This is a genomic window from Streptococcus pseudopneumoniae (assembly GCF_001074565.1).
Lineage (GTDB): Bacteria > Bacillota > Bacilli > Lactobacillales > Streptococcaceae > Streptococcus > Streptococcus pseudopneumoniae_J.
The window spans coordinates 129,289-143,245 of sequence record NZ_JUQX01000045.1; the positions used below are offsets into that span (position 1 = coordinate 129,289).

Consider the following 13,957-nt stretch of genomic DNA (forward strand, 5'->3'; position numbering starts at 1 on the left):
TTAGGAGATTCCCTAAAATTACCTCCTATGGAAATCGTATGCCTCTTAAGCTTCGAATACCTTAGTTCTCGTGATTTTTGAGCTATTCTAGCTTTAGAATCCTTCAGAACGTAAAATTTTAAGCAGTCAAAGATCTAGAAAACTCATAAAACATTTATTTTATAGCAGTTCTAAGCTTAGAATTATATGGATATGTATGTATTTGACCTATTCGATGGTTAGGACAGCTCTATTCTGGGAAATCTGGACGATCAATGGTTTAGAATAGTATTTCGACAATGGATTTTGTTGAAGGATTGATTATTTTATGATACTCTAAAATAAAACTGATTTAATGTATTAAATGGAGAATCGTTACATGAAACATTTTTTTGCAGGAATTGGTGAAATTCATTTTTTGTTATTTTTATTATATCTAAGCATGTCTACTAGTCCAATTATTGGACTAGTGATTGGATATACTAAAATAAATCTAATCAATTCTATTATTATAGTTCTTGGTATGATATTGGCATTAATTTTGGTATTATCAAGAGTGTATAGAAAATATTTTTATAGAGACGATGATGACTAAAGTTTTTATCAATAAAGCAGGGTTTAAAACTCTGCTTTATCAAATATTGAATTACAGAAAGTGCTCTGTGGCATTGAAAATGACAGCTATGATGATTTATATAAAATTAAAAAGATGATCGGGATACTTTAAAATTATGATGCGTAAACTAATTGTTTTCTTATTAATGCTCCCTTTTTTGGTCTTGTGGTTAGAGTTGCATGTCCTAGTGAATAACTTGCCATTGAATCTAGAAATTCCCCTTGATTTTGTTATCAGTATGGGTCTTACTTTCTGTAGTTTGATTTTCTCAAAAATAGTTTTAGACCTACTATATGCATTGAAAGATTTATACAAGAAAGAAGGTCTTATTACGATTTTTCCCTTTATTTTTATAAGAAGGAAGAGAGTAAATGTGAGATTCTCACCCTATTTTTCATTCCATCGTAAAAGTTTGTCTACTGATGATTTGAAATCTAGAATTATATGGAGTTTTATTCTTGAAATTGCTATTATCCTAGTATTTATTTTGAAAATTCCTTTTGCTATCATCATGCTTACTACAATATTTTTCTGGACTATAATGGATATCAACCATCTCGTTTTTAATAAGACGGAATTTCTTTTTAATCAAAACAAATGGCAAAAAGAAGATTCGTTTGAAAGTGATTTGACGAAAACGTTAAAGGATAAAATACAAAAATCAGAGCTAACTTATTCTGACTTAATGTCTCTACAGCTGTATGATGCGATTAACCAATCCACCTTTTTAACGGAAAGTGAATTCTTTGAGGATATTTTGAAAAAAATCAAAGATTCTCAGAACACCCTTCTGTGTACAGGTCTTGTCGAGTTACTGATGTATGAGATTTCTATTAGTAACAATAACAACTGGAAAGAAAAGGTTGATAAAATTAGAATACGGCTTATCAGAATCAATCAATTAGATTTTTTCTATTATACAAGTTGGTTAAGGCAAAATTTTGATTTCTGTATGAATAGAGAATATGATAAGATGAAATCTAGAAGGATATTTATTAGCAATAAGAAGATAATCTAGATTCGTCTTGTAAGTTTAATAAGTGAAGTTATTTGAAGATATTTCAAGTAATTAGGTTTACAAATTTGTTCGTCTATAAAATATGATTAGGCAAAAAAGAGCATCTTATCTAGGTGATGAAGAGATGATGTAACTTAATGCTACACAATGGCTTACTTTCTTTTTGGAGAAACGTTGCACTAAATGGAGCACTTACTTATTTTATGAGGATAGAAAATGATTCGACTAAGTGATAAAGTTAGACTAATATTTGCTATTTTAGGAGCAAGTGCCATATTGGTTAGTATGTATCTTATACCTTTTATTAAAACTGAGGATAAAGTTTGGGAGCTATTTTTATTTATTTTAGGTGTTTTGTTAATTGTAATTTCATTACTAAGTTTCAAAAAAAATTAAATTTTGGAAATAGCGTCAGTGAGAAGGACAGGATGATAGTATTATGATGGTAGTTTTAATTTCAGTGGTTGTGGCATTGCTGTACTATGTAATTACAGAATATTTTAAGAATAGTTATATTGATTGTATACTATTTCTAACTTTGCTGATTTCTCATTTGATATGGGATTACTATTTTTTGCCCATTGAAATTTTAATGGCTTTAAGTGGAGTAAATTTGCTATCAAGATTTTTCAAAAAAAAGAGAAGTCAATAGATTTGCTAGAGGATTATTAAGACGAAAGGTAAAATTGGGATAGTTAAAATGAAACATTTTTTTGCAGGAATTGGTGAGATAAGATTTATTAGTTATCTATTGTCTCTATGTGTAGGACTAGCCCCTCTTTTTCATATCTATGTAATAGGTTCTGAAATGAGTTTTGTGAAAATAGTATTATCTATTTTGGGAATTATATTTGTTTGTGTTTTAACTATTGCTCGAATTTATAGGAGTTTTTTCTATAAAGAATAGCTTGGATTTGAACTGTGTTTAAAAACAGAGGTTGGTCGATTGACAGCCTCTTCCTTGTCTTCTCCAACCAAGCATGTTATAATGAATACTGCTCAAGCGACCTTCAATCGTTAAAGCACACACGACCTTCAATCGTGAATAAACGAATAGATGGGAGACTTACCATGAGTGATAACTCTAAAACACGTGTTGTCGTGGGGATGAGTGGTGGTGTTGATTCGTCGGTGACAGCTCTTTTGCTCAAGGAGCAGGGCTACGATGTGATCGGTATCTTCATGAAGAACTGGGACGACACAGATGAAAACGGCGTCTGTACGGCGACCGAAGATTACAAGGATGTGGCTGCGGTGGCAGATCAGATCGGCATTCCTTACTACTCTGTCAATTTTGAAAAAGAGTACTGGGACCGCGTCTTTGAGTATTTCCTAGCGGAATACCGTGCAGGGCGCACGCCAAATCCAGATGTGATGTGTAACAAGGAAATCAAGTTCAAGGCCTTTTTGGACTATGCTATGACCTTGGGTGCAGACTACGTAGCGACTGGGCATTATGCCCGAGTGGCGCGTGATGAGGATGGCATCGTTCACATGCTTCGAGGCGTGGACAATGGCAAGGATCAGACCTATTTCCTCAGTCAACTTTCGCAAGAACAACTCCAAAAAACCATGTTTCCACTGGGGCATTTGGAAAAGCCTGAAGTACGAAAACTAGCAGAAGAAGCAGGCCTTGCGACTGCCAAGAAGAAAGACTCGACAGGGATTTGTTTTATCGGAGAAAAGAACTTTAAAAACTTTCTCAGCAACTACCTACCAGCCCAGCCTGGTCGTATGATGACTGTGGATGGTCGCGATATGGGTGAGCATGCAGGTCTGATGTACTATACAATCGGTCAGCGTGGCGGACTTGGTATCGGTGGTCAACACGGTGGGGACAATGCGCCGTGGTTCGTTGTCGGAAAAGACCTCAGCAAGAATATCCTCTATGTCGGACAAGGTTTCTACCATGATTCGCTCATGTCAACCAGCCTAGAGGCCAGTCAAGTTCACTTTACTCGTGACATGCCAGAGGAATTCACGCTCGAATGTACGGCTAAATTCCGCTACCGTCAGCCTGATTCTAAGGTGACTGTACATGTCAAAGGCGACAAGGCAGAAGTCATCTTTGCAGAGCCGCAACGCGCGATCACACCAGGACAGGCAGTTGTCTTTTACGATGGCGATGAGTGTCTTGGCGGTGGTTTGATTGACAACGCCTACCGTGACGGACAAGTTTGTCAGTATATATAGTTTGACAAATTTTCTCAATTTGCTACAATAATAACAGCAATAGAAATGATGGTCAAAGCTCATGGATGTTGCAGGTCTTTTTGTCCTGCACTTCTTTGGAGTTTTGACTGTTTTTGTGTCGTTTAAGGGAAAGGAAAGAGATGACTCAAGTGGATTTTCGGACCAAAGTGGGGAACACGGTCTTTGGTGTTCGGGCGACAGCCTTGATTCTTCAAAATCGCAAACTCCTAGTTACCAAAGATGAGGGAAAGTATTACACTATCGGTGGTGCCATCCAAGCCAATGAAAGAACGGAAGAAGCGGTAGTCCGTGAAGTGAGGGAAGAACTAGGTGTCAAAGCTGAGGCTGGGCGACTAGCCTTTGTAGTTGAGAATCGTTTTGAACAGGACGGTGTTTCCTATCACAACATCGAATTTCATTATCTAGTTGATCTACTGGAGGACGCTCCTTTAACCATGCAGGAAGATGAGAAAAGGCAGCCCTGTGAGTGGATTGACTTAGACAAGCTTGAGGATTTCCAACTAGTTCCAGCCTTTTTGAAAACAGCTCTACCAGCTTGGGACGGCCAACTGCGACACATTCATCTTGAGGAATAGGAGAGAAAATGACTTATAATTTTACTGAAGAATACGATATTATTGTAATCGGTGCGGGGCACGCTGGGGTCGAGGCTTCCTTAGCTGCCAGCCGTATGGGCTGTAAGGTCTTGCTTGCGACCATCAACATTGAAATGCTGGCTTTCATGCCTTGTAACCCTTCTATCGGTGGCTCTGCCAAGGGGATTGTTGTGCGTGAAGTCGATGCCCTCGGTGGTGAAATGGCCAAGAATATTGACAAGACTTACATCCAGATGAAGATGCTCAACACAGGGAAAGGACCTGCTGTTCGCGCCCTTCGTGCGCAGGCTGACAAGGAGCTTTACTCTAAGGAAATGCGCAAGACAGTTGAGAATCAAGAAAATCTGACCCTTCGTCAAACCATGATTGATGAGATTTTGGTGGAAGATGGTAAGGTTGTTGGTGTGCGGACGGCGACCCATCAAGAGTATGCTGCTAAGGCTGTAATTGTGACAACGGGGACTGCCCTCCGTGGAGAAATCATCATCGGGGATCTCAAGTATTCGTCAGGTCCTAACCACAGCCTAGCTTCTATTAACCTTGCTGACAATCTCAAGGAACTGGGCCTCGAAATCGGTCGTTTCAAGACAGGAACCCCTCCACGTGTCAAGGCCTCTTCTATCAACTACGACGTGACAGAGATTCAGCCAGGAGATGAAGTGCCTAATCACTTCTCATACACGTCACGTGATGAAGACTATGTCAAGGATCAGGTGCCATGCTGGTTGACCTATACCAACGGTACCAGTCATGAAATTATCCAAAATAACCTCCACCGTGCGCCTATGTTTACAGGTGTGGTCAAGGGAGTGGGGCCTCGTTACTGTCCGTCGATTGAGGATAAGATTGTGCGCTTTGCGGATAAGGAACGCCATCAGCTCTTCCTTGAACCAGAAGGACGCAACACAGAGGAAGTTTATGTCCAAGGTCTTTCAACCAGTCTACCTGAAGATGTCCAGCGTGAGCTAGTTCATTCTATCAAAGGGTTGGAAAATGCTGAGATGATGCGAACTGGTTATGCTATTGAGTACGATATGGTCTTGCCTCACCAGTTACGTGCCACTCTGGAAACCAAGAAAATCTCAGGTCTTTTCACTGCAGGTCAGACAAATGGAACGTCAGGTTACGAAGAAGCTGCTGGCCAAGGGATTATCGCGGGTATCAATGCGGCTCTGAAAATCCAAGGCAAGCCTGAGTTGATTTTGAAGCGAAGCGACGGTTATATTGGGGTCATGATTGATGACTTGGTGACCAAGGGAACCATTGAACCCTACCGTCTCTTGACCAGTCGTGCTGAATACCGTCTCATTCTCCGTCATGACAATGCCGATATGCGTTTGACAGAGATGGGGCGCGAGATTGGCCTTGTGGACGATGAACGTTGGGCTCGCTTTGAGATTAAGAAAAACCAATTTGACAATGAGATGGCTCGTTTAGATAGCATCAAACTCAAGCCAGTCAAGGAAACCAATGCTAAGGTTGAAGCGATGGGATTCAAGCCATTGACGGATGCCGTGACAGCCAAGGAATTTCTCCGTCGCCCAGAAGTCTCTTACCAGGATGTGGTGGCTTTCATCGGGCCAGCTGCAGAGGAATTGGATGATAAGATTATCGAATTGATTGAAACAGAAATCAAGTACGAAGGTTATATTTCCAAAGCTATGGACCAGGTTGCCAAGATGAAGCGCATGGAAGAAAAACGCATTCCAGCCAATATTGATTGGGATGATATTGATTCTATCGCGACAGAAGCTCGTCAGAAGTTCAAACTCATCAATCCAGAAACCATCGGCCAAGCCAGCCGTATTTCGGGAGTAAACCCAGCAGACATTTCTATTTTGATGGTGTATCTGGAAGGTAAAAATCGTAGTATTTCTAAAACTCTTCAAAAATCAAAATGATACGTCGTCGGCTTCGGCTCACCTAACTTAAGTTATGCTTTCGCCTAGCCTTCTAGTCTGATTTCGATTTTTATTGAGTTTTAATCTCAAAAGAAGGCATAGAGAAAAACAGCTCCGAAGATGGGGCTGTTTTATAATTTATTCTTCATCTGGTGTGAGGATCATCGGGATGATAATCGGTTCACGTTCTGTATTTTCATAGAGGAAGGGGCGAATGGCGTTGACAATGGCACCATTGACAGATTGTACGCTAGCATCCTTATTTTTTAGTGCGATACGAATAGCGTTGAAGAGGATGCGCTGACTTTGGCGAATCAAGTCTCCAGACTCTCTCATGTAGACAAAGCCTCGGCTGAGGATGTCTGGGCCAGACAGAATCATCTGCGATTTAAAGTCAACAGTTGCGACTGCTAGAACGACACCGTCTTCAGATAAATCACGACGATCTTTGAGGACAGCAGCGCCGATTTCACCGATACGATTTCCATCGACATAGATGTCTTGGGCATTGAAGTGACCTGCGATACGGGCTGAGTTAGCAGTAAGAGCAAGCACATCACCATTGCTCATGATAAAGATATTGTCCTTCTCGACACCCGTATCCACCGCTAGTCCAGCGTGGACTTTCTGCATACGATATTCACCGTGGACAGGCATGAAGTATTTCGGCTTAATCAAGCGGAGCATGAGTTTTTGCTCTTGCTGACCACCGTGTCCAGATGTATGGATATTGTTCACTTTACCGTGGATAACTTCGACACCAGCTTCAGAAATAGTGTTAATCAATTTGTTGACGCTAGTGGTATTTCCAGGGATTGGGCTAGAAGAGAAGATAACAGTATCGCCGGGTTGGAGTTGCACCTGACGGTGGGTTCCATTGGCGATACGAGAGAGGGCTGCCATCGGCTCACCCTGACTACCTGTACAGAGTATGAGAATCTCGCCTGCAGGGTAGTCTTTGATTTCATTTGGCTCGATAAAGGTTCCCTTAGGAGCTTTGATGTAGCCAAGCTCGATCCCGTTGACAATGGCCTTTTCCATAGAACGACCAAAGACCGCAATCTTGCGTCCAGTCTTAACAGCAGCATCTGTTGCTTGCTGGAGACGGAAGATATTTGAGGCAAAGGATGCAAAGATGATACGACCTTCGATGCCTTGGATAATCTTCATGATGGACTGGCCAACGACTTTTTCAGAGTTGGTAAAGGTTGGTACTTCCGCATTTGTCGAGTCAGAGAGGAGACAGAGCACGCCTTCTTCCCCAAGGGCAGCCATACGGTGCAAGTCCGCTGGTTCACCAACTGGAGTGAAGTCGAACTTGAAGTCACCCGTACAGACGATTTTTCCTTGAGGAGTATGGATGACAATCCCCAAAGGCTCTGGAATGGAGTGAGTGGTTCTAAAGAAAGTTGCCTTGAGATTTTTAAAGGTTAACTCAGTGTTATGGTTGATTTCGTAAAGTTTGGCGTTGCGCAAGAGGCCGTGTTCTTCGAGTTTTCCACGGATCAAAGCTAGGGCAAGCGGTCCAGCGTAGATAGGGACATTTGCTTGTTTGAGAAGGAAAGGAATCCCACCGATGTGGTCCTCGTGTCCGTGTGTGATCAAAACAGCCTTGACGCGGTCAATATTGTCTACGATGTAAGAGTAGTCGGGGATAACATAGTCGATACCCAGCAAGTCATCTTCTGGGAATTTAATCCCAGCATCGACGATGATAATCTCGTCTTGGTATTCAATTCCGTATGTGTTTTTCCCGATTTCTCCCAGACCACCGATGGCAAAAACGCCGACTTCTTCAGGTTTAAGAGTATAGGCCATATTAGAACTCCGTGATTTCGAAGACGCCAGTTTCTTTTTCGTAATCTAGCAATTTGTCAGACAAGAGTTCGATATACTCGATGTTGTACTCTGGGCGGTTTTCTTCGACAAGTTGGCGAGCAGCGATACGGCCCTCAAGTTCTGAGCTGGCATCGATGTCTAGGTAAAGTGAGCGTGTTGTTTCACGACGTGGGCTACGTTCTTTTGTTTCTTGATAAAAAACTTTGTAAATCATATAGTTCCTTTCTATTTACAGGTCAGCTTATTCCAAACTTTTAGCAGAGATTTGCTTGATTTCATTCCATTTTGTGTCTAGATTGACCTTGATTCGTTACAATTATTTCAATTATACCACAAAATGAAAAATTAGTAAAAGACGGAAATGGAGAAAGTCGGGAGGGGAAGAAGGAGCAAAAAGACAGGTAGGATTTGGTCGGAGAGTACTTAGGTGTTATAATAGAAAGAGAAAGGGAAGTTTATGGATGGGAATATTCCCTATAGCTTTTAAACAAGGAGGATTAAGGATGTTTAGTTTGTTTGAATTTGCAGTAGGGGGTCGCCTCTTGGTGTTTATAGTTTTTGTAGCCTGTGTATATGGTGGAAATCTTATTTTTACGTATCTAGAACACCGCAAAACAAAATTCCTTTGGAAGCTTGCTTTTGTGACACTCTATTCAATTTTTCTCCTTCTTGTCACCTATGTTGTCTGGCTCGTTTTTCATTTTGGTTTAAATGTTTGAGCTCAATTATTCATCTAAATAAACAGATACGAAAAGTCCACCTCGTCTTGATAGATGGGGCGGATTTTTCTATTTTTAGGTGCTATCTTTATTGTTATGACGATGATTTCTAACGTCGAGAATCGAGTTAAAACATAAAAAGAAAATAATGCAAACAGATAAATCAATTGGTAAGGGGATTCTGGTTATGTTTAAATCATTGAAAATGCTGAGAAAACTGTAAGAGATGAAGAGAATAAAATTTACCCTTCTAAAAATGTGTCTTTTATCTAACATGACTTATCCAAATTTCTTACGAAGATCTTTCCCGATAGTGTAAGCAGCCATAAATAAAGCTATACCAACACCTACACCAAAACCACCCTTGATTCCTTGCAATTCTTTATTAGAAATTGAACAATACTGATCCAAACCTTTCATCATACTAACCTCCTAAAAAATAACCAGCTGCCAAACCAGACCCTACAAGTGCTGTCCCGCCTGCAATAGCTTTCCAAGATACTGCTACTCCAAAGATAACTAAGGGAGCGAGACCACCATCAATATCTGATAATTCATTTTCAGATAACGATAAAAATTGATTGTCAAGAACGTCAAAATTTGTCATTGAACTTTCCTCCTTTTTTCTTGTTCACTTATATATTCGGAAAAGATAGAAAAAAGCTAGAACTTTTTTGATTTTTTTGCCACCCTCTTTGTCTAAGTGGCAGGTTTTTTTGTTTGGGGCAAAGAAAATTCCCATGCGTCAGCTTTTGTAGTATAATAGTAAACAGACAAAAAGATAGGAGTGTGTTATGAAAGTATTAGCTTTTGATACGTCTAGCAAGGCTCTTTCTCTCGCTATTTTAGAGGATAAGCAGGTTCTTGCCGAGACCATAATCAATATCAAGAAAAATCACAGTATTACCCTCATGCCTGCCATTGATTTTTTGATGGCAAGTTTGGATTGGACACCTAAGGATTTGGATCGAATCGTGGTCGCTGAAGGGCCAGGTAGCTACACGGGCTTGCGAATTGCGGTAGCAACTGCCAAGACCTTGGCTCATACCCTGAACATCGAGTTAGTTGGCATGTCTAGCCTCTTGGCTTTGGTACCACGCCAACAAGAAGGCTTACTTGTTCCCCTGATGGATGCACGTCGCAACAATGTTTACGCAGGGTTTTATGAAAAAGCCCAATCAGTCTTTCCAGAAGCCCACTTGTCATTTGCGGAAGTTTTGGAGCAAGTCAAAGATACCGAACAGGTGACCTTTGTCGGAGAAGTTGGAGCCTTTGTGGAACAAATTGAAGAACAGTTGCCACAAGCCAACTACCAAGAAACTTTTCCAAATGCAGCTAATCTAGCTCTTTGGGCCTGGGATAAGGAAGCAGATTCTTTACATGACTTTGTACCTAACTACCTCAAACGTGTTGAGGCTGAGGAAAATTGGCTTAAGAACCACACCGAGTCTGGGGAGTCCTACATTAAACGCCTATGATAGAGATTAAACGAATCCAACTGCAACCTGACTTGGCTCAAGCTATCTATGCTGTTATGGTAGATGTTTATTCAGTCAGTCCTTGGACTTTGGAGCAAATCCAAGCAGACCTGTCCCAAGACCAGACTTGGTATGCTCTGGCTTATGATGGAGCAGAATTGATTGGATTTCTAGCCGTTCAGGAGAATCTCTTTGAAGCAGAAGTCCTACAAATCGCTGTCAAAGCAGCCTATCAAGGGCAGGGAATTGCGTCAGCCTTGTTTGCAACATTGCCGACGGATAAGGAAATTTTCCTCGAAGTTAGAAAATCAAATCATCAAGCGCAAGCATTTTACAAGAAAGAAAAGATGGCGGTTATCGCTGAGCGAAAGGCCTACTACCATGGCCCAGTCGAGGACGCCATTATCATGAAGAGAGAAGTAGATGAAGGATAGATATATTTTAGCATTTGAAACATCCTGTGATGAGACTAGTGTCGCCGTCTTAAAAAACGACGACCAGCTCTTGTCCAATGTCATTGCGAGTCAAATTGAGAGCCACAAACGTTTTGGGGGCGTAGTGCCAGAAGTAGCTAGCCGTCACCATGTCGAGGTCATTACAGCCTGTATCGAGGAGGCTCTGGCAGAAGCAGGAATTACCGAAGAGGACGTGACAGCTGTGGCGGTTACCTATGGACCTGGCTTGGTCGGAGCCTTACTAGTTGGTTTGTCAGCTGCTAAGGCCTTTGCTTGGGCACATGGACTTCCACTGATTCCCGTTAACCACATGGCTGGCCACCTCATGGCCGCTCAGAGCGTGGAGCCTTTGGACTTTCCCTTGCTAGCCCTCTTGGTCAGTGGTGGTCACACAGAGTTGGTCTATGTGTCAGAGGCTGGGGATTACAAGATTGTTGGGGAGACACGAGACGATGCAGTTGGGGAGGCCTATGATAAGGTTGGCCGTGTCATGGGATTGACCTATCCAGCAGGTCGCGAAATTGACGAGCTAGCCCATCAGGGGCAGGATGTTTATGACTTTCCTCGTGCCATGATCAAGGAAGACAATCTGGAGTTTTCATTCTCAGGTTTGAAGTCTGCCTTTATCAATCTTCACCACAATGCTGAGCAAAAGGGAGAAAGCCTGTCTACAGAGGACTTGTGTGCTTCCTTCCAAGCAGCTGTCCTGGATATTCTCATGGCAAAGACCAAGAAAGCCTTAGAGAAATATCCTGTTAAAACCCTTGTTGTCGCAGGTGGTGTAGCAGCCAATAAAGGTCTCAGAGAACGCTTGGCAGCCGAAATCACAGATGTCAAGGTCATCATTCCACCCCTGCGTCTCTGCGGAGACAATGCAGGCATGATTGCCTATGCCAGCGTCAGCGAGTGGAACAAAGAAAACTTTGCAGGCTTGGATCTCAATGCCAAACCAAGTCTCGTCTTTGATACTATAGAATAAAGAGTCAGCTTTAGGCTGGCTTTGTTGTTCCTCTTAAATGTCAGAATATTTTGACAAATGATTGCAAATAATGATATAATATATAAAAAATAAGAGGTGGCAAGATGATTGAGAGAATGGAATTGGGAGAATTTTACAAGGAATTGCGCTTGGCGAGAAAACTCAAGCAGTCAGATGTGGCTTGTGCTGGACTAACAGCATCCCAGCTATCCAAGTTTGAACTAGGGCAGTCTATGCTGTCTGCGGATAAGTTGATCCTAGCTATCCAAGGGATAAATGTGACCTTCGATGAATTTGGGCATAAGCTCAACAACTATCAAGAATCTCCACATATGAAATTTGGTAGAAGGGTTGTGGATCGTTTTGCCCATCAAGATATAGAGGGCTTAGAGCAACTGTTGGAGGAAGTCGAGCAAGAACAGATGGCGCAGACCTATCGTCGCTTGAACGCTATTGTGATCAAAGATGCCATCCATTCACTGGATAAAAGCTACCCACTAGCAGAGGAGGATAGTGAGTTTTTAACCACTTATCTCTATGCTATCGAGTCTTGGACCTGGTTTGAACTCTATATCTTTTGCAATACCATGCCTTTCTTGAGCAATCAAGATCTAATCTTTTTATCTACCTCTTTGCTTGAAAAATCCAAGGAATTTAAAGAGTTAGTGCACAATCGATTGTATTTGAAAGGTGGCTATCTCAATATCATCTCAGAGCTCATGGAGCGCAAACTTTTCTCCTACATCCCAATCTTTGAAGCTGAGTTGGAGAGTATGCTCCGACCATACGATGTTTTTGAGAAATTACTGTGGCAATTTTTAAAGAAGATGAGCATTTTCCTTCAAACCAAGGGAAGCAATCAAAAAGAGATTGAACACTTTATCCAATCTCTGCAAATATTAGAAAATCCACAATTAACAGCTCTTTTTGAACTACGCTTACAGCAATACAAAGAAGTTATCGATTAGTTAGAAATGGGAAAATGATAATAATCTCAGCAATGATTGTCGATAATGTTAAGACTTGTTTCTTCATTTTGTGTCCTCCTATCTAATAGTAACCATATTATATCAGTGAAAGAGTCAATTCTATAAAAATCGCAAATGTGAAATTTCTATAAGAAAAAATATCAAATATGCGATTTTCTAAAATAAGACAATTTTCGTGTTATACTGTCCTTGTAAGACATTTGAAGCAAATCCTAGGTCGCAGAAGTGGTTTACAAATAAAAATAGTTGAAGGAGTGTAAATATGTTGAATTTACAATTTGCAGAAACAATGGAGTTAACAGAAATGGAGTTAGAGGCGGTTTACGGAGGAGACCTTGTGTATGCTGCTGTTATCCCAGGCGGTGGAGGCTGGGGAGGTTTCGGGACACCTTGGTCAATCACTAATTTCTGGCAGAAATATTTTAACGATAAACCTGACTCTGATTATGACCGCCGACGTTATTAATATCCAAAGCCCTTGCCTTTTCTTGGGTAGGGGCTGTCTTTATTTCATAGTATAGGAGAAAATAGAATGAAAAAGATAATCTCACGTCACTACTTTATTATGGCTTTTCTACTAGTTATTGCTGACCAGAAGTTCAGTGGTCTAGTTTTACGCAGCAACCTTGTTACTGGTCTATCTGACTTTACCTATTATCTGTCGGATATGATGTTGAATTTTCTTGTGGTTTTATTTGCTCTTATTGCTATGATTTGGTCGGGAAAATGGCAAAAAATCAACAGTAGAAAGTTTAAAGGATCCTATCTTGTCTATTCATTTTTAGCTCTGCTTGCTTTTGTTATTTGGAATTTCGTTACCTTTTTTCTTTTCCCACCTACTCGAAATGAAATTTCTTATCAACATGCTGCTCCTACTTTTACAGGAGCTACGGCATTTTTAATGTATTTTTTCTATCCTGTAATTGCAGGTCCCATTTTTGAAGAGATAATTTATCGTGGGTTGGTGATGACCGCTCTGGAAAAAGGGAAGAAATGGGGACTGGATGTGCTCGGTTCGGCTGCTTTGTTTGGAATCTTGCACATTAGTAATCATGGTTGGGTTTTGACAGACTTTTTCTCATATATGGGTGGTGGTCTCATATTTGCAGTCTTATTTAGAGTGACAAAGTCCATTTATTGGCCTATTGGACTGCACATAGTCTACAATGGCATT

The 13,957-nt window shown here is 41.0% G+C and carries 18 protein-coding genes; 14 read left to right on the forward strand and 4 right to left on the reverse strand.

Annotation, left to right across the window (positions count from 1 at the left end):
- The first annotated feature begins 358 nt into the window (after positions 1–358).
- From ADI74_RS11435 to mnmG, 7 genes are all read left to right on the forward strand, one after another.
- The gene (locus tag ADI74_RS11435) at positions 359–574 is read left to right on the forward strand and encodes a hypothetical protein (protein WP_049538055.1); all 216 of its coding nucleotides are present in this window, start codon (positions 359–361) and stop codon (positions 572–574) included.
- Positions 575–710: 136 nt separating this feature from the next.
- Positions 711–1,613 carry a hypothetical protein gene (locus ADI74_RS07510; protein ID WP_049538057.1) on the forward strand — a complete coding sequence of 301 codons (903 nt, stop codon included), beginning with the start codon at positions 711–713 and terminating at the stop codon, positions 1,611–1,613.
- A gap of 439 nt (positions 1,614–2,052) precedes the next feature.
- Positions 2,053–2,265, forward strand: a complete 213-nt coding sequence (locus ADI74_RS11335) for a hypothetical protein (protein ID WP_049538059.1) — start codon at positions 2,053–2,055, stop codon at positions 2,263–2,265.
- A gap of 48 nt (positions 2,266–2,313) precedes the next feature.
- Positions 2,314–2,520 carry a hypothetical protein gene (locus ADI74_RS11340; protein WP_080980381.1) on the forward strand — a complete coding sequence of 69 codons (207 nt, stop codon included), beginning with the start codon at positions 2,314–2,316 and terminating at the stop codon, positions 2,518–2,520.
- A 164-nt stretch (positions 2,521–2,684) separates the two neighbouring features.
- Positions 2,685–3,806 (forward strand): tRNA 2-thiouridine(34) synthase MnmA, encoded by a 1,122-nt coding sequence (mnmA, locus tag ADI74_RS07525; RefSeq protein ID WP_049538060.1) that lies wholly within the window; start codon positions 2,685–2,687, stop codon positions 3,804–3,806.
- A 140-nt stretch (positions 3,807–3,946) separates the two neighbouring features.
- Positions 3,947–4,402, forward strand: a complete 456-nt coding sequence (locus tag ADI74_RS07530; protein WP_049538061.1) for an NUDIX hydrolase — start codon at positions 3,947–3,949, stop codon at positions 4,400–4,402.
- A gap of 8 nt (positions 4,403–4,410) precedes the next feature.
- The gene (gene mnmG, locus ADI74_RS07535; protein WP_049538062.1) at positions 4,411–6,324 is read left to right on the forward strand and encodes a tRNA uridine-5-carboxymethylaminomethyl(34) synthesis enzyme MnmG; all 1,914 of its coding nucleotides are present in this window, start codon (positions 4,411–4,413) and stop codon (positions 6,322–6,324) included.
- Positions 6,325–6,462: 138 nt separating this feature from the next.
- On the opposite strand, the gene rnjA is transcribed toward mnmG, so the two are convergent.
- Entirely contained in the window at positions 6,463–8,142 is a 1,680-nt protein-coding gene (rnjA, locus tag ADI74_RS07540) for a ribonuclease J1 (RefSeq protein WP_000331964.1), read from the reverse strand.
- A gap of 1 nt (position 8,143) precedes the next feature.
- Positions 8,144–8,377, reverse strand: coding sequence for a DNA-dependent RNA polymerase subunit epsilon (locus tag ADI74_RS07545; protein WP_000639588.1), 234 nt, complete (start codon positions 8,375–8,377; stop codon positions 8,144–8,146).
- Between the two features lie 289 nt (positions 8,378–8,666).
- On the opposite strand from ADI74_RS07545, the gene ADI74_RS11245 reads away from it, so the two are divergent.
- Positions 8,667–8,882, forward strand: a complete 216-nt coding sequence (locus tag ADI74_RS11245; RefSeq protein ID WP_049538064.1) for a hypothetical protein — start codon at positions 8,667–8,669, stop codon at positions 8,880–8,882.
- Between the two features lie 279 nt (positions 8,883–9,161).
- On the opposite strand, the gene ADI74_RS07555 is transcribed toward ADI74_RS11245, so the two are convergent.
- The gene (locus ADI74_RS07555) at positions 9,162–9,305 is read right to left on the reverse strand and encodes a hypothetical protein (protein ID WP_049538066.1); all 144 of its coding nucleotides are present in this window, start codon (positions 9,303–9,305) and stop codon (positions 9,162–9,164) included.
- 1 nt (position 9,306) lies between these two features.
- Positions 9,307–9,489: a fratricide two-peptide bacteriocin subunit CibA gene (gene cibA / locus ADI74_RS07560; RefSeq protein WP_000180842.1), complete on the reverse strand. Its 183-nt coding sequence runs from the start codon at positions 9,487–9,489 to the stop codon at positions 9,307–9,309.
- Positions 9,490–9,676: 187 nt separating this feature from the next.
- Between cibA and tsaB the strand changes: the two genes are divergently transcribed.
- The 6 genes from tsaB to ADI74_RS07590 form a co-directional block, all read left to right on the forward strand.
- A complete protein-coding gene (tsaB, locus tag ADI74_RS07565; protein WP_049538067.1) occupies positions 9,677–10,360 on the forward strand; it encodes a tRNA (adenosine(37)-N6)-threonylcarbamoyltransferase complex dimerization subunit type 1 TsaB in 684 nt (227 codons plus the stop codon).
- Positions 10,357–10,794, forward strand: a complete 438-nt coding sequence (rimI, locus tag ADI74_RS07570; RefSeq protein ID WP_049538069.1) for a ribosomal protein S18-alanine N-acetyltransferase — start codon at positions 10,357–10,359, stop codon at positions 10,792–10,794. The genes tsaB and rimI overlap by 4 nt, the downstream gene beginning before the upstream one ends.
- A complete protein-coding gene (tsaD, locus tag ADI74_RS07575; RefSeq protein ID WP_049538070.1) occupies positions 10,784–11,794 on the forward strand; it encodes a tRNA (adenosine(37)-N6)-threonylcarbamoyltransferase complex transferase subunit TsaD in 1,011 nt (336 codons plus the stop codon). Before rimI ends, tsaD begins: the two co-directional genes overlap by 11 nt.
- Before the next feature lie 104 nt (positions 11,795–11,898).
- Positions 11,899–12,762, forward strand: a complete 864-nt coding sequence (locus ADI74_RS07580) for an Rgg/GadR/MutR family transcriptional regulator (protein WP_049538071.1) — start codon at positions 11,899–11,901, stop codon at positions 12,760–12,762.
- Between the two features lie 283 nt (positions 12,763–13,045).
- Positions 13,046–13,249 (forward strand): peptide pheromone VP1, encoded by a 204-nt coding sequence (locus ADI74_RS07585; protein WP_049538072.1) that lies wholly within the window; start codon positions 13,046–13,048, stop codon positions 13,247–13,249.
- A gap of 66 nt (positions 13,250–13,315) precedes the next feature.
- Positions 13,316–13,957 (forward strand): CPBP family intramembrane glutamic endopeptidase (locus ADI74_RS07590; protein ID WP_049538073.1); only part of this gene is annotated, 642 nt, incomplete at its 3' end.

Coding starts and splice junctions, on each gene's coding strand:
- mnmG (WP_049538062.1), top strand. CDS start 4,411: ATGACTTATAATTTTACTGAAGAATACGATATTATTGTAATCGGTGCG.
- tsaB (WP_049538067.1), top strand. CDS start 9,677: ATGAAAGTATTAGCTTTTGATACGTCTAGCAAGGCTCTTTCTCTCGCT.
- ADI74_RS07580 (WP_049538071.1), top strand. CDS start 11,899: ATGATTGAGAGAATGGAATTGGGAGAATTTTACAAGGAATTGCGCTTG.
- ADI74_RS07530 (WP_049538061.1), top strand. CDS start 3,947: ATGACTCAAGTGGATTTTCGGACCAAAGTGGGGAACACGGTCTTTGGT.
- rnjA (WP_000331964.1), bottom strand. CDS start 8,142: ATGGCCTATACTCTTAAACCTGAAGAAGTCGGCGTTTTTGCCATCGGT.
- ADI74_RS07545 (WP_000639588.1), bottom strand. CDS start 8,377: ATGATTTACAAAGTTTTTTATCAAGAAACAAAAGAACGTAGCCCACGT.
- cibA (WP_000180842.1), bottom strand. CDS start 9,489: ATGACAAATTTTGACGTTCTTGACAATCAATTTTTATCGTTATCTGAA.
- ADI74_RS07555 (WP_049538066.1), bottom strand. CDS start 9,305: ATGATGAAAGGTTTGGATCAGTATTGTTCAATTTCTAATAAAGAATTG.
- ADI74_RS11435 (WP_049538055.1), top strand. CDS start 359: ATGAAACATTTTTTTGCAGGAATTGGTGAAATTCATTTTTTGTTATTT.
- ADI74_RS07510 (WP_049538057.1), top strand. CDS start 711: ATGATGCGTAAACTAATTGTTTTCTTATTAATGCTCCCTTTTTTGGTC.
- ADI74_RS11335 (WP_049538059.1), top strand. CDS start 2,053: ATGATGGTAGTTTTAATTTCAGTGGTTGTGGCATTGCTGTACTATGTA.
- tsaD (WP_049538070.1), top strand. CDS start 10,784: ATGAAGGATAGATATATTTTAGCATTTGAAACATCCTGTGATGAGACT.
- ADI74_RS11340 (WP_080980381.1), top strand. CDS start 2,314: ATGAAACATTTTTTTGCAGGAATTGGTGAGATAAGATTTATTAGTTAT.
- ADI74_RS11245 (WP_049538064.1), top strand. CDS start 8,667: ATGTTTAGTTTGTTTGAATTTGCAGTAGGGGGTCGCCTCTTGGTGTTT.
- ADI74_RS07585 (WP_049538072.1), top strand. CDS start 13,046: ATGTTGAATTTACAATTTGCAGAAACAATGGAGTTAACAGAAATGGAG.
- mnmA (WP_049538060.1), top strand. CDS start 2,685: ATGAGTGATAACTCTAAAACACGTGTTGTCGTGGGGATGAGTGGTGGT.
- rimI (WP_049538069.1), top strand. CDS start 10,357: ATGATAGAGATTAAACGAATCCAACTGCAACCTGACTTGGCTCAAGCT.